This window comes from Pseudomonas sp. GW821-FHT02H09 (genome assembly GCF_059421425.1).
Genome location: NZ_JBWKVA010000010.1, coordinates 84,314 through 100,672, shown reverse-complemented (window position 1 = coordinate 100,672; position 16,359 = coordinate 84,314). Strand labels below are relative to the sequence as shown.

The 16,359-nt window shown below is 55.4% G+C and carries 12 protein-coding genes and 3 pseudogenes; 6 read left to right on the top strand and 9 right to left on the bottom strand.

Going from position 1 to position 16,359, the window contains the following annotated elements:
- Positions 1–36: 36 nt before the first annotated feature.
- The 6 genes from AC07VR_RS15640 to AC07VR_RS15615 all read right to left on the bottom strand — a co-directional run bounded on the left by AC07VR_RS15640 (position 37) and on the right by AC07VR_RS15615 (position 5,690).
- On the bottom strand, positions 37–984 hold the full coding sequence (locus AC07VR_RS15640; RefSeq protein ID WP_495011733.1) for a SphA family protein: 948 nt from the start codon (positions 982–984) through the stop codon (positions 37–39).
- Between the two features lie 43 nt (positions 985–1,027).
- Entirely contained in the window at positions 1,028–1,570 is a 543-nt protein-coding gene (locus AC07VR_RS15635; protein ID WP_495011732.1) for a flavin reductase family protein, read from the bottom strand.
- A 25-nt stretch (positions 1,571–1,595) separates the two neighbouring features.
- Positions 1,596–2,834 (bottom strand): styrene monooxygenase/indole monooxygenase family protein, encoded by a 1,239-nt coding sequence (locus AC07VR_RS15630; protein WP_495011731.1) that lies wholly within the window; start codon positions 2,832–2,834, stop codon positions 1,596–1,598.
- A 79-nt stretch (positions 2,835–2,913) separates the two neighbouring features.
- On the bottom strand, positions 2,914–3,699 hold the full coding sequence (locus tag AC07VR_RS15625) for an SDR family oxidoreductase (RefSeq protein ID WP_495011730.1): 786 nt from the start codon (positions 3,697–3,699) through the stop codon (positions 2,914–2,916).
- A gap of 10 nt (positions 3,700–3,709) precedes the next feature.
- Entirely contained in the window at positions 3,710–4,954 is a 1,245-nt protein-coding gene (locus AC07VR_RS15620) for a dienelactone hydrolase family protein (RefSeq protein WP_495011729.1), read from the bottom strand.
- A 313-nt stretch (positions 4,955–5,267) separates the two neighbouring features.
- The gene (locus tag AC07VR_RS15615) at positions 5,268–5,690 is read right to left on the bottom strand and encodes a lecithin retinol acyltransferase family protein (protein WP_495011826.1); all 423 of its coding nucleotides are present in this window, start codon (positions 5,688–5,690) and stop codon (positions 5,268–5,270) included.
- 608 nt (positions 5,691–6,298) lie between these two features.
- Here AC07VR_RS15615 and AC07VR_RS15610 point away from each other — a divergent pair.
- On the top strand, positions 6,299–7,324 hold the full coding sequence (locus AC07VR_RS15610; RefSeq protein ID WP_495011728.1) for an AraC family transcriptional regulator: 1,026 nt from the start codon (positions 6,299–6,301) through the stop codon (positions 7,322–7,324).
- Between the two features lie 135 nt (positions 7,325–7,459).
- Here the strand turns inward: AC07VR_RS15610 and gbdR are convergent, their stop codons facing one another.
- From gbdR to AC07VR_RS15595, 3 genes and pseudogenes are all read right to left on the bottom strand, one after another.
- Positions 7,460–8,563, bottom strand: a complete 1,104-nt coding sequence (gene gbdR, locus AC07VR_RS15605) for a choline metabolism transcriptional regulator GbdR (RefSeq protein ID WP_495011727.1) — start codon at positions 8,561–8,563, stop codon at positions 7,460–7,462.
- 1,190 nt (positions 8,564–9,753) lie between these two features.
- Positions 9,754–10,644: pseudogene (locus tag AC07VR_RS15600) on the bottom strand (efflux RND transporter permease subunit); the annotation flags it as partial.
- A 439-nt stretch (positions 10,645–11,083) separates the two neighbouring features.
- Positions 11,084–11,536 (bottom strand): Lrp/AsnC family transcriptional regulator, encoded by a 453-nt coding sequence (locus AC07VR_RS15595; RefSeq protein WP_495011726.1) that lies wholly within the window; start codon positions 11,534–11,536, stop codon positions 11,084–11,086.
- Between the two features lie 186 nt (positions 11,537–11,722).
- On the opposite strand from AC07VR_RS15595, the gene AC07VR_RS15590 reads away from it, so the two are divergent.
- From AC07VR_RS15590 to AC07VR_RS15570, 5 genes and pseudogenes are all read left to right on the top strand, one after another.
- Positions 11,723–12,340 carry a LysE family translocator gene (locus AC07VR_RS15590; RefSeq protein WP_495011725.1) on the top strand — a complete coding sequence of 206 codons (618 nt, stop codon included), beginning with the start codon at positions 11,723–11,725 and terminating at the stop codon, positions 12,338–12,340.
- A 25-nt stretch (positions 12,341–12,365) separates the two neighbouring features.
- Complete coding sequence (gene panB / locus AC07VR_RS15585) at positions 12,366–13,199, top strand: 3-methyl-2-oxobutanoate hydroxymethyltransferase (protein WP_495011724.1); 834 nt, start codon at positions 12,366–12,368, stop codon at positions 13,197–13,199.
- A gap of 30 nt (positions 13,200–13,229) precedes the next feature.
- Entirely contained in the window at positions 13,230–13,718 is a 489-nt protein-coding gene (locus AC07VR_RS15580; protein WP_495011723.1) for a MaoC family dehydratase, read from the top strand.
- A gap of 280 nt (positions 13,719–13,998) precedes the next feature.
- Positions 13,999–15,013 (top strand): annotated as a pseudogene (locus AC07VR_RS15575) (tyrosine-type recombinase/integrase); the annotation flags it as partial.
- Positions 15,007–16,272 (top strand): annotated as a pseudogene (locus AC07VR_RS15570) (IS1182 family transposase); the annotation flags it as partial. The pseudogenes AC07VR_RS15575 and AC07VR_RS15570, both read left to right, overlap by 7 nt.
- Between the last annotated feature and the right edge of the window lie 87 nt (positions 16,273–16,359).

Below are 16,359 nucleotides of genomic sequence, written 5' to 3'. Positions count from 1 at the left end.
TAATGAGGGTGCTATGGCACGATGACTGCGGCGATTTTAAAAGTGATGAACATAGCGCACTTGCACACGACTCCCCTCTGGACGGTTCTCAACGTCCTGTTCGAAGTACGCGTTCAAAAACACATGATCGTCCTTGGAGAAGCTATACATCGCTCCCGGACCAATAGCCCATACCTTTTCACGACGGCCGGAAACTTCTTGACCATCGACTTTGGTATCGGTGATTTGCTTTAGCCAATAGCCATTGATACCCAGGCGCAACTGCGGCGTCACCGCATACTCGGTCGCAAAGTTTGCATGTAAGGCCTGGCCAGCTTGAATATCATCAGCGCCACCAAATCCCGGTCCCGGATCATCATTCTTGCCGTTGTAAAGATAGTGAGCCCGAACCGACGCTGTCCATTTTGGGGTAAACCAATAAGTGGCCGCCCAATAGGGGTCAAACGACCAGGCGTTGGCTCCGGGGTTGATGTCATGCTTATTGTCGTATTTGCCGGTCGGCACATTGACCTGCAACTCAATGCGGTGCACGAAACGAGGTCCATCGGGCCCCATGATCGGATCAAACTGGATCATCGGGCCTAACAGAAGATCACCCACACCACTTTGAGCCTTTATTGCCGCATTATTCAGTCCGTCATCAACATCCATGCTGGTCACAAAAGGCAGCACAGCGTTCATGCCCAGAGTTGCATTCCCCAAGCGAAGATCGGAAAAATAGCTGACTTGAGTCACCGCGACCTGATAATCCAGTTCTTGTTTGGGCAAACCCAGTGCCTTGCCATTCTGATCTCGAAAACGATTAGCGCTGTAGTTCTGGAAGTATTCCTGAAAGTACCAACCCGGTCCGGCTGGCGGGGCACCGTCGAGAAAACTGGTTAAACCCAGATTGACTACCGGCAGGTCATACGCCTGCACTGGTTCAATTCCCAAGAGGCCAGAGCCCAGTACGCACACCGATAGCAGTTTTATTCTTATTTTCATGACGCTCTCCACTTGCAGCAAGGCTAAAGGCAAGATTCCTGACTTATCGACTCAGCCCGGGATGTTCTGCAGCCACTCGATACTGCCCACCGTGAAACACCAGCGGCTCCCCTGCGCCATGGCGGTAGTGCTCGACTTGCCCAAGGAAAATCAGATGGTCACCGCCCTCGTACTGAGTGACATTGCGGCAGACCAGCGTGGCGATCACACCATCGAGAAGCGGTACCCCAGCCTCTCCGGCCGTGAAGGCCACACCAGAGAACTTGTCGGGTGCAGGTCGTGCAAAACGTCCGGAAATATCGTGCTGATCAGCCCCCAAAACGTTGATCGCAAAGTGGCTACAGGAGAGGTAGTCCACCAGACTCGGAGCGTTGCGAGAAATGCTCCAAAGCACCAGTGGCGGATCGAGCGAGACCGACGAAAAAGAATTAGCGGTCATGCCAACGTTGCGGCCATCTGCCGTATGCGTGGTGATAACGGTGACACCCGTGGCGAACTGCCCCAGCAGGTTACGCAACTCGCGCGGATCACAGTCCTGTGCGCTGACCAGTTCGCGCTGGGTAGACTCTGCGGTAAATGCATTCATGATGAACTCCTGGCTCGATGGCGGCTCAAGCGGCCTGACGAGTCTTTTCCTGAATAAAGGCTTGGCAAGACTGGGCGTCGAACCACCAAGGGGCAAAGTTGCGCGGATCATCGAAGCCATTGACGATGGCCGATGCCAGAGGCTTTGACTGGCTGGCGGCGCCAAGCAGTTCGAGCAGATGTTGAGGCGGTGGCGTCAGCATGGTGTTGGTCCACTTGACCACATGCCGGGCATAGCTCCAGTACTGCTCGAAGGTGTCGTGCATCCAGTCAGGGCCAAAGTCTTGCGTGCCACGAGCGACAATCGCATCCAGGTAAACCTTGCTGCACTTGGCAGCATTGTTCGAACCCTGGCCAGTAATGGGGTCGTTGACCACAAGAGCATCGGCCATGCCAAAAACCTTGCGTCCCGACGGCAGCGTCAGCACCGGTTTGCGCACCATCGGCGTGAATCGCCCGGACAAGAAACCCTTGTCATCGGTCATTTCCACGGACCGGCAGCGTTCGGATTCCCAAGGTACATAGCGATTGATCAGTTCCAGGCTTTTCTCAAGATGTTGCTCGGCAGACGTGATCCCCTGCCAGCAATCCATCGGCCCGCCTGGAATCCCTTCGAAGACCATGATTTCGCAAGGTCCAGTGGTGGTCAGGCAAGGAAACACAAAGTATTCGCCTACACCTGGAATCAGGTTGAAGCTGACCCTGGAAAACGGCGACATCGGTGTCATGCCCTTCACATAGGTCAATGACAGCGCCCGTTGCGGTTGCTGAAACTGAGTTCGTTCGGCATCTTTTTCGAACAGATTGACGATTTCGCCCTTGCCTGCTGCCAGCAGTACCAGGTCATGGCTGGTCGACAAAAGCTCCAACTCGGCCACACCGACATCCTGGATAATGACCTCGCCGCCACGCTTTGCGACCTCGTCCAGCCATACCGGCATTTTCAGACGTTGATCGACGGATTGGGCGTAGCGATCCAGCCGGGTACTCCAGCTGAACAGTGGCTCATTCGGGCTCTCTGGGTTAGGCACGGCCAAGCCAATACCTTCGACAGCCGGGCATTGGTCTTCCCAGAAATTCAGCCCCAGATCACGCTCGCTTTGCAGGGCGGCGTTGAACATGCACTGACTGGACATCACTTTGCCGTTGCGAATGTCCTCGCCGTTACGGTTAGTGGTCAGGGTTACTTGGTAGCCCTTGGCGAGCAGGCCTAGAGCGAGTTGCAGGCCGGCTTGACCGGCTCCGACGATGGCGATTCGACGCATTGTTATTCTCCTGGTTATCGACGGTTACAGGTGCAGTATTCGGCAGTCGCCGAACAGGGTTTCTTGTTAGTGTTCTGCGTTACTCGGCAAGCCGTGGTATTGCCGGCAGGTTCTGCTCCGGCCCCATGACCGAGTAGCCCCCATCGACGGCGTAATCCGCGCCCGTCACGAAGCTGGCGGCGGGTGAACACAGGAATGCCACCACATTGGCCACCTCGGAGGGTTCTCCCAGGCGCCCCAACAGATGATAAGAAGCGGCGACCGCATCAGCCTTTTCACGGTTACCGCCACTGACTTCGGCGATCACTCGCGACCAGGTCCAGCCAGGCGATACCGAATTCACGCGGATGCCGTCAGCAGCCAGGTCCATGGCCATGCAGCGAGTCAGCTGCACCATGGCGGCTTTTGAAACCGGATAGAGCCAACGCCCGGTCTGGGCACACTTGGCCGAGATGGACGTAAAGTTCACAATCGCACCGCGTCGCGCCTTGAGGTCCTGATGCACCGCCTGAGTCAAAGCCACTGCCGAAACCAGGTTCACATCAAGCGCCTGCAACCAATCCTGACGACTAGAGGCAAAGCCCTGGTCGCTGTAAGTGCAGGCCAGATTGATCAGCAAATCGATGCCGCCAAAACGTGCGCGCACCTCTTCGACCGCAAGTGCAATGAGCTCGTCATCCGTCACATCGAGGTGAAAAAATACGGCTCGCTCACCGAGCTCTGCCGCCGCCTTGAGACCCGCTTCACGATCGATATCGAACAGCGCAACGCTAGCGCCTGCGCCCATCAGCGCCCGAGCGACGGCGGAGCCAATCAGGGTCGCGCCACCACTGATCACAGCAACCTTATTCTGTAGATGAGACATGGTTATCCCCTTAAACCGATGTGTCGGCGCTGGAGGCCCAGCTCGGCATCAACGTATTGGAAGGCAGCGATTCATCGAGCAGTTTTTGCGCGGTCACCACACCGGCCACTGGCAACCCCGTCGGGTCAAGCAGACCGATCTGAACCAGCACGCTGGCCTGATCCCAGTAGATATGTTCGTGATAAAGCTTGGGACCACGAAACTTCACTACGCCAAGCATCGGGATCTCGACGTGGCGCCCGGTCGGTGCCACACCAGGAAGCATCCAGTCGATCTCGGAGTCATGGGTAAAGCTCATGATGAATTCATCAACGATCTGCGATGCACCGACCGTGCGAGACAGGGGTGTCAGCGCCATGTCCTTGGGATTGCCATGGACGAAGTGATGCTGGTAGAAGCGGCTCAACTCTTTTGCACCCACGCCGCCGGTCATGGTCGGGATGTGGTTGACGTAAGGTTCAGCGACCATGGTGGCCATGGTCGCCGGTACGTCCCGGGTATCGAACTCGTGACGCACGTGCTCATCCCAGAGATCAGAAAGGTTGTAGTCCGGCCCTAAAACCCGACGTAATGCAGCAACAGTCCGTTCGTGAGCCAATAGCGCCGACGGTTTGTGATAGTGATGGCCGTTAGGGCGAGCGAAGGCGTGATCAACTCCCGGGTAAACGTAGAGTTCAACACCAGGTTTGTCGTGCAGGACCTTCTGGATCGCGGACCGAGCCTCGGCGGGGCAGAACTGATCTTGTTCGGCCATATGGAGCACCAGGCGGCCCTGCAGACCTTCAGCTTCCGACAAGGCGTTTTCAATACCCACGCCGTAGTAACCGACGGCACAGGCCACTTCAGGCAACCGACAGGCCGCCAGGTAAGCCAGCTTGCCGCCCAGGCAGTAGCCCACAACACCCAGTTCACCCGGATTACATTGGGGCAAGCTTTGCAGGGCATTCAGACTGGCGCGAATATCATCAATACCAAGTGCCTCGTCGAAACCTTGGTAGAGCTCATAAGCGCGACCAAAGTCTGCCTCGGTGTAACCTAATTCGACACCGGGCTCCTGGCGCCAGTACAGGTCCGGAACCAACACGGTGTAACCTTCCTCGGCCAACAGGTCGGCGACTTCACGCATTGCCTGGTTAACGCCGAAGATTTCCTGACAGAGCACCACGCCCGGCCCGCGACCATCGACAGAGGTCGCCAGGTAAGCCTGGAAGTGACCGCCGGACAGAACCGGCACGCTGACATACTGGCCTTTCATATCGAATCTCCAAGGGTTCAGGAACGTTGGAGATGATATTGGGGACCTTCAGCGGAGCCGACTATCCGCTGAATGCGACGCCTGTCCGTGACATGCAGGAAGTTACCTGGAGGGGCAGGACCCGATGGGCAAAATGAAATAAAGCTGTATGAATGGCCTGAAGATGAACAGAGCGACACCGGTTACAGAGAGCCGCCCTTCTCCCTCGATATGCTCGACGGCAAAAAAGAAACGCAGGATAGTCGATTCATACATGAGTCGAATGAACACGCTGCTTAGCGTGATCATTGATCTGAAGGTTAAAAACGAAGCATTAAACGATGGCGGCGCGCTGAAACAGTCCAGGCAGAGCTTGCAGAAGCAGCCGCAGCGCTGCGAAAGGATGAACCGCAAAATTGCGCACCTGGTCACTGCGACTCTCGCCATAAAGGCACCAATTGCAGAAATGCTCGCAGTTATTGGTCAGCAGTCGATATTGATTTTCTCCCATGCGAGACAGCGCTCGCCGGATCACTTCTTCTCGTTGAAATCTGATCCGTTGGGCAGTACGGATCCAGACCGGATTCCCCGAGGAAAACCGTTGCAACTCAATCACTTCGACAGGACCCGCATGCAAGCCTGAACAAAGACCGGAGTAGTGAACGACTTGAGACGCTCCCAGGTAAATCCCATGATGGTAGTAACCATTTCGGGAGGTGATGAGATGGCTCCCCACGGGAACCTCTGCGTCAGCCATCCAATCCCAGTCATACCATTGGCTGGTAGGAAGTTCCTCTGACAGCGAAGATGTAAAGGACATGTTCATCGTGCTTCGCCTTACCGGAATTGTGGCGGGTACCGCCCGCATTGACCTGGACGGCGCTCCCACCTCAGTTAATTCAGAAGCGTTGGTACGATATTGAACATCTGCCACCAGAGGGACTATCCGCTGGGCGCTAAACCTGTCCACGTCATGCAGAAAGGTTTCTGATTCGGCCTGCCGGGCTTTTCAGCTCTGCACCGAGAATCGGCGAGGCAATAGACTCCGCAACTGGCTCACAAACGCTGATTGACCATTCCTCAAAAAATACGAATCAACCAACGAAAATAACGTTGGACGCCTAAGGTTCGCGGGAGGATTCCAGGATCGAATGAATCACGCTCAGCAACAGCCTGAACAAAGGGAACGCCGCACGCATGGCATGCCCATTGCTTAAGCAGGTAGATAGCCCCGATGAGGGCACAAAAAGAAACGGACATGTCCACAGGTAATCCGGTTTATGCAGCGACTATCCTTATCCTGCAAAACCTCGGTAACACAACTGTGCGCAATGCCTTGAAACCGTGCATGCAAGTGAGGCGACCATGAGCCTGAGTGCCATCCTGCAGAGCAGCGGCAGTCTCTTTGACAGAGCTTCGCTGTTCACCCCAGAGAATCAACTGTTTCTTCTGAATGACCTGGAAGCCATTCGCAAAGGCGTCAGCAGCGTCTTCACAAATCATGATCTGCGTTGCGTAGAAGAAACCGACTGCATCAGTGCACGAATGCACCATGTCAATCGTGGGCACCTGTCCTTGAACAGGCTGGAGTATGGAGCAAGGGTTAACATCGACCCCGGTCGCCTGGGAAGTTTCTTTCTGATCCAGATCCCCATCAGTGGCCAGGCGCACATAATGTGCGGCGACCATGATTTTATCTCCACTCCCCATACAGCCTCGTTGATTTCACCCACTCTGCCGTTATCGATGTGCTGGGACGCCAACGCCCCCCAACTGGCACTTCGAATCGAACGAAGCGAAGTTGAATACCATTGTGCCCAGCACCTCGGTCATGTGATGGACAGACCGCTAGAGTTTCATCCCGAACTCGACCTGACCACCCCGGGTGGGAATTACTTCCTCCAATTGATCACCATGCTGGCTGACGCTATTACATTGGACGAACACCCACTCCACCACGCCCTTGTGCTTAAGCAGTTCGAGTCCGTCCTGATCAATGCATTGGTCTATGGCCAACCCAACAACCTGCGAGAACAACTGGAGTGCGCCAGTAAACCAAAAACGCTGCCCTATTTCGTCAAGAGAACCGAGGAGTATATGCGGGCTCATGCACATGAACCGCTGAGCATAGAGCAATTGGCCGAGCACGCCGGGGTCAGCGTTCGCACACTGTTTGCCGGCTTCCGCGATTTTTGCGATACCACGCCCATGGCCTATCTGCGCAACCTGCGATTGGAACAGGTGCATCTCGAATTGAGCAGTCAAGGTCATGATGTGTCGGTAACCGATATCGCGTTCAAATGGGGCTTTGCCCACCTGGGGCGGTTTGCCCAGGAATATAAAAAACGTTTTGGTGAGGCACCTTCAACGACGCTCAGATTCCGAAGCTGATATCGATTATTTAAACCAAACGGACGACGCCGCAGACTAAAGGGACTCTGCGGCTTTCAATCACTCCATCAAACCACTATGGCTGACTGGTAGATGCCGATCGCTCTCCTGCGGCGATGGATCCGACGGATCGGGCTATATCCGAACGCTGGCAAAAGTTGATTCGTTGCGGGCCTGGTTGAGTGCCGTCAACGGTCCGGACAACGGCGACAGCACCAGGGCCTGTGGCAGCGGCGTCATCGCCACTTGTTGTGTGGTGTTGGAACTTACACGCTCATCGCGTGGCGGAATACCGTAGTACTCGCGGTAGCATTTGGAGAAGTGCGGTGTGGACACGAAACCGCAGACCGACGCCACTTCGATGATCGACATCGGCGTTTGTTTGAGCAATTGCCGCGCGCGGATCAGACGCAGTTTCAAGTAGTAACGTGACGGCGAGCAGTGCAGGTACTTCTGGAATAGCCGCTCCAGCTGACGTCGCGAAACGGCGACGTATACCGCCAGTTCGTCGAGGTCAATCGGCTCTTCGAGATTGGCATCCATTAGCGCCACGATCTCCTGCAACTTCGGCTGGTTGGTGCCGAGCATGTGTTTGAGCGGCACGCGTTGGTGATCCTGCTCATTGCGGATGCGCTCGTAGACGAACATCTCCGAAATGGCCGCTGACAATTCACGCCCGTGATCGCGGCTGATCAGGTGCAACATCATATCCAGCGGCGCTGTTCCCCCGGAGCTTGTGAAGCGGTTTCGGTCGAGGGTGAACAGCCGGGTGCTCATGGTCACCCGCGGAAAGGCTTCCTGCATCGCCGCCAGGCATTCCCAGTGCACACTGCAATCGAATCCGTCCAGCAAGCCGGCACTGGCCAGAGCCCAACTGCCGGTGCACACTGCGCCCAAGCGTTTGGACTGACGTGCCTGACTCTGCAGCCACGAAACATGTGCGCGGGTCACCGTGCGTTGAATTCCGATCCCGCCACAGACAATCACAATGTCGAGTGGCGGCGCTTTGTGCATGGAGGCATCAGGAGTGATCTGCAGACCGTCACTGGCCCAGACTTGACCGCCATCGACGGTGAGTGTGGTCCAGCGATACAGCTCACGGCCGGATAACTGATTCGCCATGCGCAGAGGTTCCACTGCGGACGCCAGGGAAATCAGCGTGAAATTGTCCAACAGTAAAAAACCGATAGATTGAGGCGCACGGTTTTGGGGTTTCACCCCGGAATTGAACGTCGTCATCGCGGAATCTCCTCACACAAAGCGGGTGAATGGCCTCAGGCGCAGGCTCTTTTTATTGCTCGTCCGGCGAGCTATCTGTATTTACCTGCAAAACTCACACCTAAGTTCAATGACGCCTTCTATAGCGTTCAAAAAGCGACACTCCGATGCCTCTATCTCGATAATCGCAAGGGGTAAGGTTAAAAGCGGAGGAGATGCGGTCAACCGCTCTACTCATTGGTCGTGAGCAATACCGTAGCGTTTTTGGGAAGGACTGCCTGAAAATGACAACTTGTTTGTCACCGACATGCACAGGTCGGTTTTCGAGAAAAACAATGGGCGATGACGTTAGTGGGTAGACTTGCACATTGCACCAACCTGAAGTACGCGCCGCGATGGTTCATGGCGGCCGGCCACGCCGGATGCTCGACGCATCCCGGGACGTGCTTGTAATCAGGCGTTTTCTGCTACCAACTGTTTTCATGAATCTCCAGACAGCCTGATACAAAAAGAGCCCTGCAAGAGCTCCTTCCTGCCAACCTCATTACAGGCTCACCGCGTAACAGCTCGCTCTGCTTGAAATACCAATGGGTCAATGATGTCGTAGGCGGCACGAATCCCAGGTCAGGCATTCAGGAGTTGCGGCAATGGAGAACGCTGGGCGCTTTCTGGCTACCATGCTCTACAGTGCCAACGATGGTTGGAGGCGAAATGGCTCGCGTTTCCGCAGGCTTGGTGATGGCAGCCGCTGCCGGAGTGGGGCGCCGGCGTCTCAGCCATGGCGAGCGCAGTGCAGTGGCCGCATCAGGCATGGCCATATTCGTATCGAGGATTCCACCGAGAACCGGTCGCTTTGTAGGGGTAAAAACGCCTAAAAATAAAAAAGGGGTCGCGAGATAAAATCTCGCAACCCCTTGAATTATATGGTCGGGACGGAGTGATTCGAACACTCGACCCCTAGCACCCCATCTTCTTTTTCATACGTCTTGAAAGCCTCGAAAACTTCACTTTGGATTTTTCCAGGCTTGTATTTACTTGAGCTCCAGCGGTGTTCTGCTCTACGGGAATCCAGTAACGTCCATCAGGAGCCGACGTTTTTGTGGGGGGAAAAGTAGGGGGAATCCATTTCATGGCCAAAATCACCATCAAAGAACTCGAATGGCTGACCGCCAATGGGCCCTCCATCCGCCCCACACTCCGCTAAACAGACCTCACGCATTGGTCAGCAATGACTTGGGCTTGAGCAGAAAATGCGCCAGTGCTGGAACCAGTACCAATGCGCCCACCATGTTCCAGATGAACATGAACCCCAGCAGAATGCCCATGTCGGCTTGAAACTTGATCGGCGACAGCACCCAGGTGAGCACTGCAACGCCCAGCGTAATCCCCGTCATCACCACCTTGCCCGTGGACAGCAAGGCAAGGTAGTAAGCGTCAGACAGACTTGAGCCATTGCGCAGATTGGTGAGTGTCACGCTGAGGATGTACAGCGCGTAATCCACACCGATGCCCACTCCCAACGCGATCACCGGGAGCGTTGCCACCTTGACGCCGATGTTGAGCCCAACCATCAAGGCCTCGCACAAGATAGACGTCAGCATCAGCGGCAGCACCGTGCACACCACGGCCCGCCAGGACCTGAAGGTGATAAAGCACAGGGCGATGACGGCGGCGTACACCATGAACAGCATCTGAACGTTCGAACGCTTCACGACGATGTTGGTGGCTGCTTCGATCCCGGCATTGCCCGCCGCATTGAGGAACTGGAGCTGCTCGGTGTTATGGGTCGCCGCGAATTGCTCAACGGTCTGAACCACACTGGCGAGCGTGTCCGCCTTATGGTCCTTGAGATAGACATACACCGTCAGCAGATCGCAGTTCTGGTTGAACACTTCGCGCGGCGCACGGGTGATGATCGCGTTCAACAGACCCTGGTTTCGGGGGATTTCATACCAGGTCATGCTGCCTTCATTCATGCCGGCCGCTGCCTGCTTGCTCAGCGCCGCCAACGATGTCGTGGACACCACGCCGGGCAACTGCTGAAGCTGTGCTTCCAGCGCGTCGACCGACACCAGCGTCTGGTAGTTGGCGCAGAAGTATTTTAGCCTATACACTACCGAATACCAAAAACAAAGTAGTTACATCTATAAGCAAGGTATGCATCGAATAGCGCTATCAGCGGCTTACTGTAGAAGCGTGCAGACTTAAAATGTAAATAGTCACGCACTAGCCTATTGACCGCCTGATCAATTATTAAATGGTGGTATATGATGGCGCGCAAAATAAAATCTCAAATCCTCTACGAATAGAGATTCTAAATATGCCGTTATCAATGAAGATTGATAGCGCGAACTTCTCCGGACTGACATTTAAAAGCCCCTTTCGCCCAGATGCTATTACAGTAAATAGCTGAGCTTACAAACTCAGCAATCCACGTATGTGCGCGGCTCCGAACAGCACTATCCCACTGTCTATTTTCACTAGATGCTTCAGCCCGCCCCCTCCCCTTGAAAGACGATACCGCAGGGCTTACCACCGCCATCACAAAGGTAGAGGCCTATCCTGAATGACCCGTTTCATAACGAGGGTCGAGGTCAATCGTTGGACGTTGGGCAAGGTCGAAAGGCTCTCATCGTATAGCCGTTGGAAGGCCGGCAAATCCTGGGTGATGACGTGCAGCAGGTAGTCCGGTTCCCCGAATAACCTCTGGGCATCGACCACTTGCGCAATGTCAACGAGCGCCGTCTCGAAAGCCTCGACGGCTTGCCTGTCTCCCTCACGAAGCGTGGCAAACACCATGGCGGAAAAGTTAAGGCCCAATGCGCCCGGGTCCAACTGTGCTCTATAGCCGAGCAACACGCCCGACTCTTCCAGTGCCCGTACTCGTCGATGACAAGGGGAAAGACTCAGTCCCACACGCTCGGCGAGTTCGGTGACCGAAAGGCGACCGTCCTTTTGAAGCTCAGAAAGAATCTTTCGATCAATCCTGTCCATTTGGAAGAACCTCCCATCCTGTAGCGTTTTCATGACCATCTTTGAAAGTAAATTCTAACAAGATTTAACTATTATTCCTCACACCAATAATTGCCGCACTCCCTGGATCAAAGGAGCGGCGGCCTTTGATTCGCGGAGCGGGACGATGCACAGAGCGATGTGTCAGCAGCAAGAGTGGGTAACGCCATGACCTTGAGCGTTTTCGTTGCCTTCTGGGCGGTGTCGATTCTGTTCGTCATCACGCCAGGCGCAGATTGGGCCTACGCGATTTCAGCGGGCTTGAGGGGCCGGGTCGTCATACCCGCCGTGGGCGGGCTGTTGTCCGGTCATTTGATAGCCACCGTGATTGTTGCCGGTGGTGTCGGCACGCTGGTTGCCAACCACCCCGTTGCCTTGACGGTGCTTACCGTTGCCGGGGCGGGTTATCTGCTTTGGTTGGGCATCAACATGCTTGCCCGCCCCGCTACACCGCACGCCGATGACATTCAGGCCTCAGGCTCCTGGAAGCACTGGGCGATCAAGGGGCTTTGCGTGAGCGGGCTGAATCCGAAAGTGTTCCTGCTGTTCCTGGCGCTATTGCCTCAATTTACCGACGCTGCCGCTGCCTGGCCTGTGCCGATGCAGATGATTGCGCTGGGGCTCATCCACACCGTCAGTTGTGGCGTTATCTATCTGCTGGTCGGATTTGGCTCACAGGTCGTACTGCAGGCACGTCCCGCCGCTGCTCACTTGGTCAGTCGTTTCTCCGGAGCGGCCATGATCATCATCGCGATCGTTCTGCTCACCGAGCAGATGCTGGGTTAATCCATTATTTCAGCGAGACAACACCATGAGCGATCAACCCTCACCGTATGACAACGCCCAACAGGCGCCACGAGTCCGGATCCCGTATCTGAAACAAATGAAAGTGGAGGGCCGGAAATGGGCGATGCTCACCGCGTATGACATGTACAGCGCGGCCATTTTCGAAGAGGCCGGAATACCTGTCCTACTGGTGGGCGATTCCGCCTCTAATAATGTCTTCGGCAATGAGTCCACGCTATCCATCACCGTTGATGAACTTATCCCTCTGGTTCGCGCGGTCAGCCGTTCGACAAGGCGGGCACTGGTGATTGCGGATCTTCCTTTCGGCTCTTATCAGGCTTCGGCGGAGCAATGCTTCCACACTGCCGTCCGGTTCATGAAAGAAGGCGGTGCACATGCGGTCAAACTGGAGGGCGGGATCGAAATGCTGCCTCAGGTCGAGAAGCTCGTCCGCTCTGGCATACCCGTCATGGCACACATCGGTTTCACACCACAGATGGAACATCAACTGGGTGGCTACCGAGTCCAGGGTCGGGGCGAAGATGCGCAGCGCCTGATAGACAGTGCCAAAGCGTTTGAAGCAGCGGGCGCATTCGCTGTTTTGATTGAGATGGTGCCAGGAGATGTGGGTCGAGCGATCACTGAGGCCGTTTCAATTCCTACCGTCGGGATTGGCGCGGGTAGCCAATGCGATGCCCAGGTGCTGGTCTGGCAAGACATGGCCGGACTGCGCACAGGTCGTATGCCGCGATTCGTCAAGCAATACGCCGACCTTCGTTCGGTACTTCAGACGGCAGCAAGGGACTTTGCACTTGAGGTGGAAGCAGGAACATTTCCAGGCCCCGAACATACTTTTTAACCTCCCACCCTCACCGCCCAGGGAGTCTTTATGAAGAGCCCAAGAGAACGTGCTGCCGAAGGTCTCCAGGTGGGAGACCGGTTCACGATAGTCCGCTGCTTTTCAGATGACGATATTCGTCAATTCGCGCAGATTTCTCGAGACTACAATCCGGTTCACTGCGATGCACGCTACGCCGAGATACGAAGGTTCAAGGCGCCCATCGCCCATGGCCTTCTGACAGCCAGCCTCGTCACCGAAATTGGCGGGCAAATCGGTTGGCTGGCAACAGGGATGAGTTTCGCGTTCAAACGACCGGTTTATGCGGGAGAACAGATCACCTGCCACTGGCTTATCGCCGACATCGATGAACGCGGTCACGCAAAAGCCGAAGTCAGGATACTCAATGCAGAGGGAATCACAGTGCTGGAGGCGACTACGACTGGAGTGCTACCCGGAACTGAAGAACGTGAACGCCTCAAACAGATGCTTTCTGACGGAGATCCCACCAACGGCGCTGAAGATTCCACCCGGAGCTAGCCGTTTTGTGGGGGTAAAAACGCGGACAAATAAAAAGGGGTCGCAAGATAAAATCTCGCAACCCCTTGAATAATATGGTCGGGACGGAGTGATTCGAACACTCGCCCCCTAGCACCCCATCTCCTTTTGCATACTTCTTGAAAGCTTCCAAAATTTTACTCTGGATTTTTCTAAGCCAGTATTTGCTTGAGCTCCAGCGGTGTTCTGCTCTACGAAAGTCCAGTAACGTCCATCAAGAGCCGACGTTTTTGTGGGGGTAAAAGTAGGGGGAGTCCATTTCATGGCCAAAATTACCATCAAAGAACTCGAGTCGCTGACCGCCAATGATGCCGATCGCATCCTCAGGGAGGATGGCAATCTGGCCGGTCGAATCTCTGTCCGTAAGGACGGTGTGTCGGTCAGCTTTTTCTATCGGTTGTCGGTGGGGCGAGCAGAACAAAGAGTACGCCTGCGGGTCCTGGACGCGCAAATCCCTGACGGACATCCGCAAGGCCCGCAACCAGGCTCGAGCGCTTATCGATGAGCAAGTCAATCCCAACGAACACAAAAAAAACGCCAAGGCACAGGCATACGCCACTGCTAACGTAGAGGCCGAACAAGTAAAAACGGCGAAGGTGCAAACGCTGACCGTCCAAGATCTGGCCAAAGCCTGGCTGTTGGATGGCGTGGCGCGCAAAGACGGTAATGCCGAGTTGCAACGGCGCTTTAACAAGGACTTTTACCCGGCACTCGGCAAGACCGCAGTGAGCAGCGTCTCCGAACACGATGTTCGGGCGTTGATCCGGGCAGTCGTTAGCCGCGGCGCTCACCGACAAGCCATCAGCTTCTTCGCCGACCTCACCCAGATGTTCGGCTGGGCCAGAAAACGCCAGCCTTGGCGGGCCTTGTTGGTCGAGGGCGATCCGACTGAGCTGGTCGACATCACCCCATTGATTCCTGCCGACTACGAGGCCGAAAGAAGCCGGATTCTTTCGCCGGCTGAGCTGTTGGAGCTGCATAACCGCTTCCAGCAAATGACGACCGATTACAACGCCCTCCCCGCCGGGCAAAAGTACGAAGGCATTCGGCCGTTAAAGAAAGAAACCCAACTCGCGCTTTGGATCAGCCTGGGCACGCTGTGCCGAATTGGTGAGTTGCTGCAGGCCGAATGGAAAAATGTCGATCTGGACCTGCAGACCTGGTTCATTCCGAGCGAAAATGTCAAAGGCACTCGCGGCAAGAAACAGGACCACCATGCCTTCCTCTCCCCCTTTGCGCTGCATTTCTTTCAGGAACTCAAGATCCTCACGGGCGACCTGCTTACCATCCCTCGGTCTTGTTGAAGATCTACATCTACGGTTATCTCAACCGCATCCAGTCGAGCCGACGTTTGGAGCGAGAAGCTCAACGCAACGTCGAGCTGATGTGGATGACCGGGCGTTTGATGCCGGATTTCAAGACTATCGCCAACTTCCGAAAAGACAACAGCAAGGCCATCCGAGGCGTCTGTCGCCAGTTCGTTGTGCTGTGTCAGCAGTTGGGACTGTTTGGAGAACATCTGGTCGCCATCGATGGCAGCAAATTCAAAGCCGTCAACAACCGCGACCGCAATTTCACCAGCGCCAAACTGAAGCGGCGGATGGAAAAAATTGAATCGAGCATCAACCGTTACCTGACGGTACTCGATGCTGCCGATCGGCAAGAACCCACAGCTTCCGAGCCCAGTGCCGTGCGGCTGGAAGAGAAAATCGCCAAGCTCAAAACTCAAATGAAGGAGCTTCAGGCGATCGAAATCCAGCTCAATGAATCGCCGGGCAAACAGGTCTCACTGACCGATCCAGACGCCCGTTCCATGATGACGCGGGGCACGGGAATCGTCGGCTACAACGTGCAAACAGCGGTCGATATCCAGCACCATTTGATCGTTGCGCATGAGGTGAGCAACGTCGGTTCCGACCGCGATCAACTCAGCTCGATGGCCAAGCAAGCCCGCGAGGCGATGGCGTCAGATACGTTGTCGGTAGTGGCTGACCGAGGTGACTTCAAAAGCGAACAAATCCTCGCTTGTCACGATGCAGGTATCACCGCCTATGTGCCCAAGCCGATGACCTCTGGAGCCAAGGCTGACGGGCGTTTCAATAACGATGCCTTCATCTATGACGCGGCAAAAAACGAATACATTTGCCCCGCTGGAGAGGCGTTGATCTGGCACTATTCCTACGTTGAAAAAGGCCTGAAGTTGCACCGTTACTGGAGTTCGAAATGCCAGGGCTGCACGTTGAAGTCGCAATGCACACCGAGCACGGAACGACGAGTTCGACGCTGGGAACATGAAGCCGTATTGGAGGAAATGCAGCTTCGGCTGAGCAAAGCACCGGAGATGATGCGAGTCCGAAAACGGACGGTTGAGCATCCCTTCGGGACGCTCAAACAATGGATGGGTGCGACGCACTTCCTGACGCGAAAACTGACCGGGGTGAGTGCGGAGATAAGCTTGAATGTGCTCGCCTACAACTTGAAACGGGTCATGAAAATCATCGGTGCCAACGGTTTGATGAAAGCGCTGACGGCCTGAAAAAGGCTGATTTTGGCCCATCCCAGAGGCTGTAAAAACAGCGTTGACGTGTTCCAGGTCGCGACCGATGCGACCCGCAGCATTGAC

Coding starts and splice junctions, on each gene's coding strand:
- AC07VR_RS15640 (WP_495011733.1), bottom strand. CDS start 984: ATGAAAATAAGAATAAAACTGCTATCGGTGTGCGTACTGGGCTCTGGC.
- AC07VR_RS15635 (WP_495011732.1), bottom strand. CDS start 1,570: ATGAATGCATTTACCGCAGAGTCTACCCAGCGCGAACTGGTCAGCGCA.
- AC07VR_RS15630 (WP_495011731.1), bottom strand. CDS start 2,834: ATGCGTCGAATCGCCATCGTCGGAGCCGGTCAAGCCGGCCTGCAACTC.
- AC07VR_RS15625 (WP_495011730.1), bottom strand. CDS start 3,699: ATGTCTCATCTACAGAATAAGGTTGCTGTGATCAGTGGTGGCGCGACC.
- AC07VR_RS15620 (WP_495011729.1), bottom strand. CDS start 4,954: ATGAAAGGCCAGTATGTCAGCGTGCCGGTTCTGTCCGGCGGTCACTTC.
- AC07VR_RS15615 (WP_495011826.1), bottom strand. CDS start 5,690: ATGGCTGACGCAGAGGTTCCCGTGGGGAGCCATCTCATCACCTCCCGA.
- AC07VR_RS15610 (WP_495011728.1), top strand. CDS start 6,299: ATGAGCCTGAGTGCCATCCTGCAGAGCAGCGGCAGTCTCTTTGACAGA.
- gbdR (WP_495011727.1), bottom strand. CDS start 8,563: ATGACGACGTTCAATTCCGGGGTGAAACCCCAAAACCGTGCGCCTCAA.
- AC07VR_RS15595 (WP_495011726.1), bottom strand. CDS start 11,536: ATGGACAGGATTGATCGAAAGATTCTTTCTGAGCTTCAAAAGGACGGT.
- AC07VR_RS15590 (WP_495011725.1), top strand. CDS start 11,723: ATGACCTTGAGCGTTTTCGTTGCCTTCTGGGCGGTGTCGATTCTGTTC.
- panB (WP_495011724.1), top strand. CDS start 12,366: ATGAGCGATCAACCCTCACCGTATGACAACGCCCAACAGGCGCCACGA.
- AC07VR_RS15580 (WP_495011723.1), top strand. CDS start 13,230: ATGAAGAGCCCAAGAGAACGTGCTGCCGAAGGTCTCCAGGTGGGAGAC.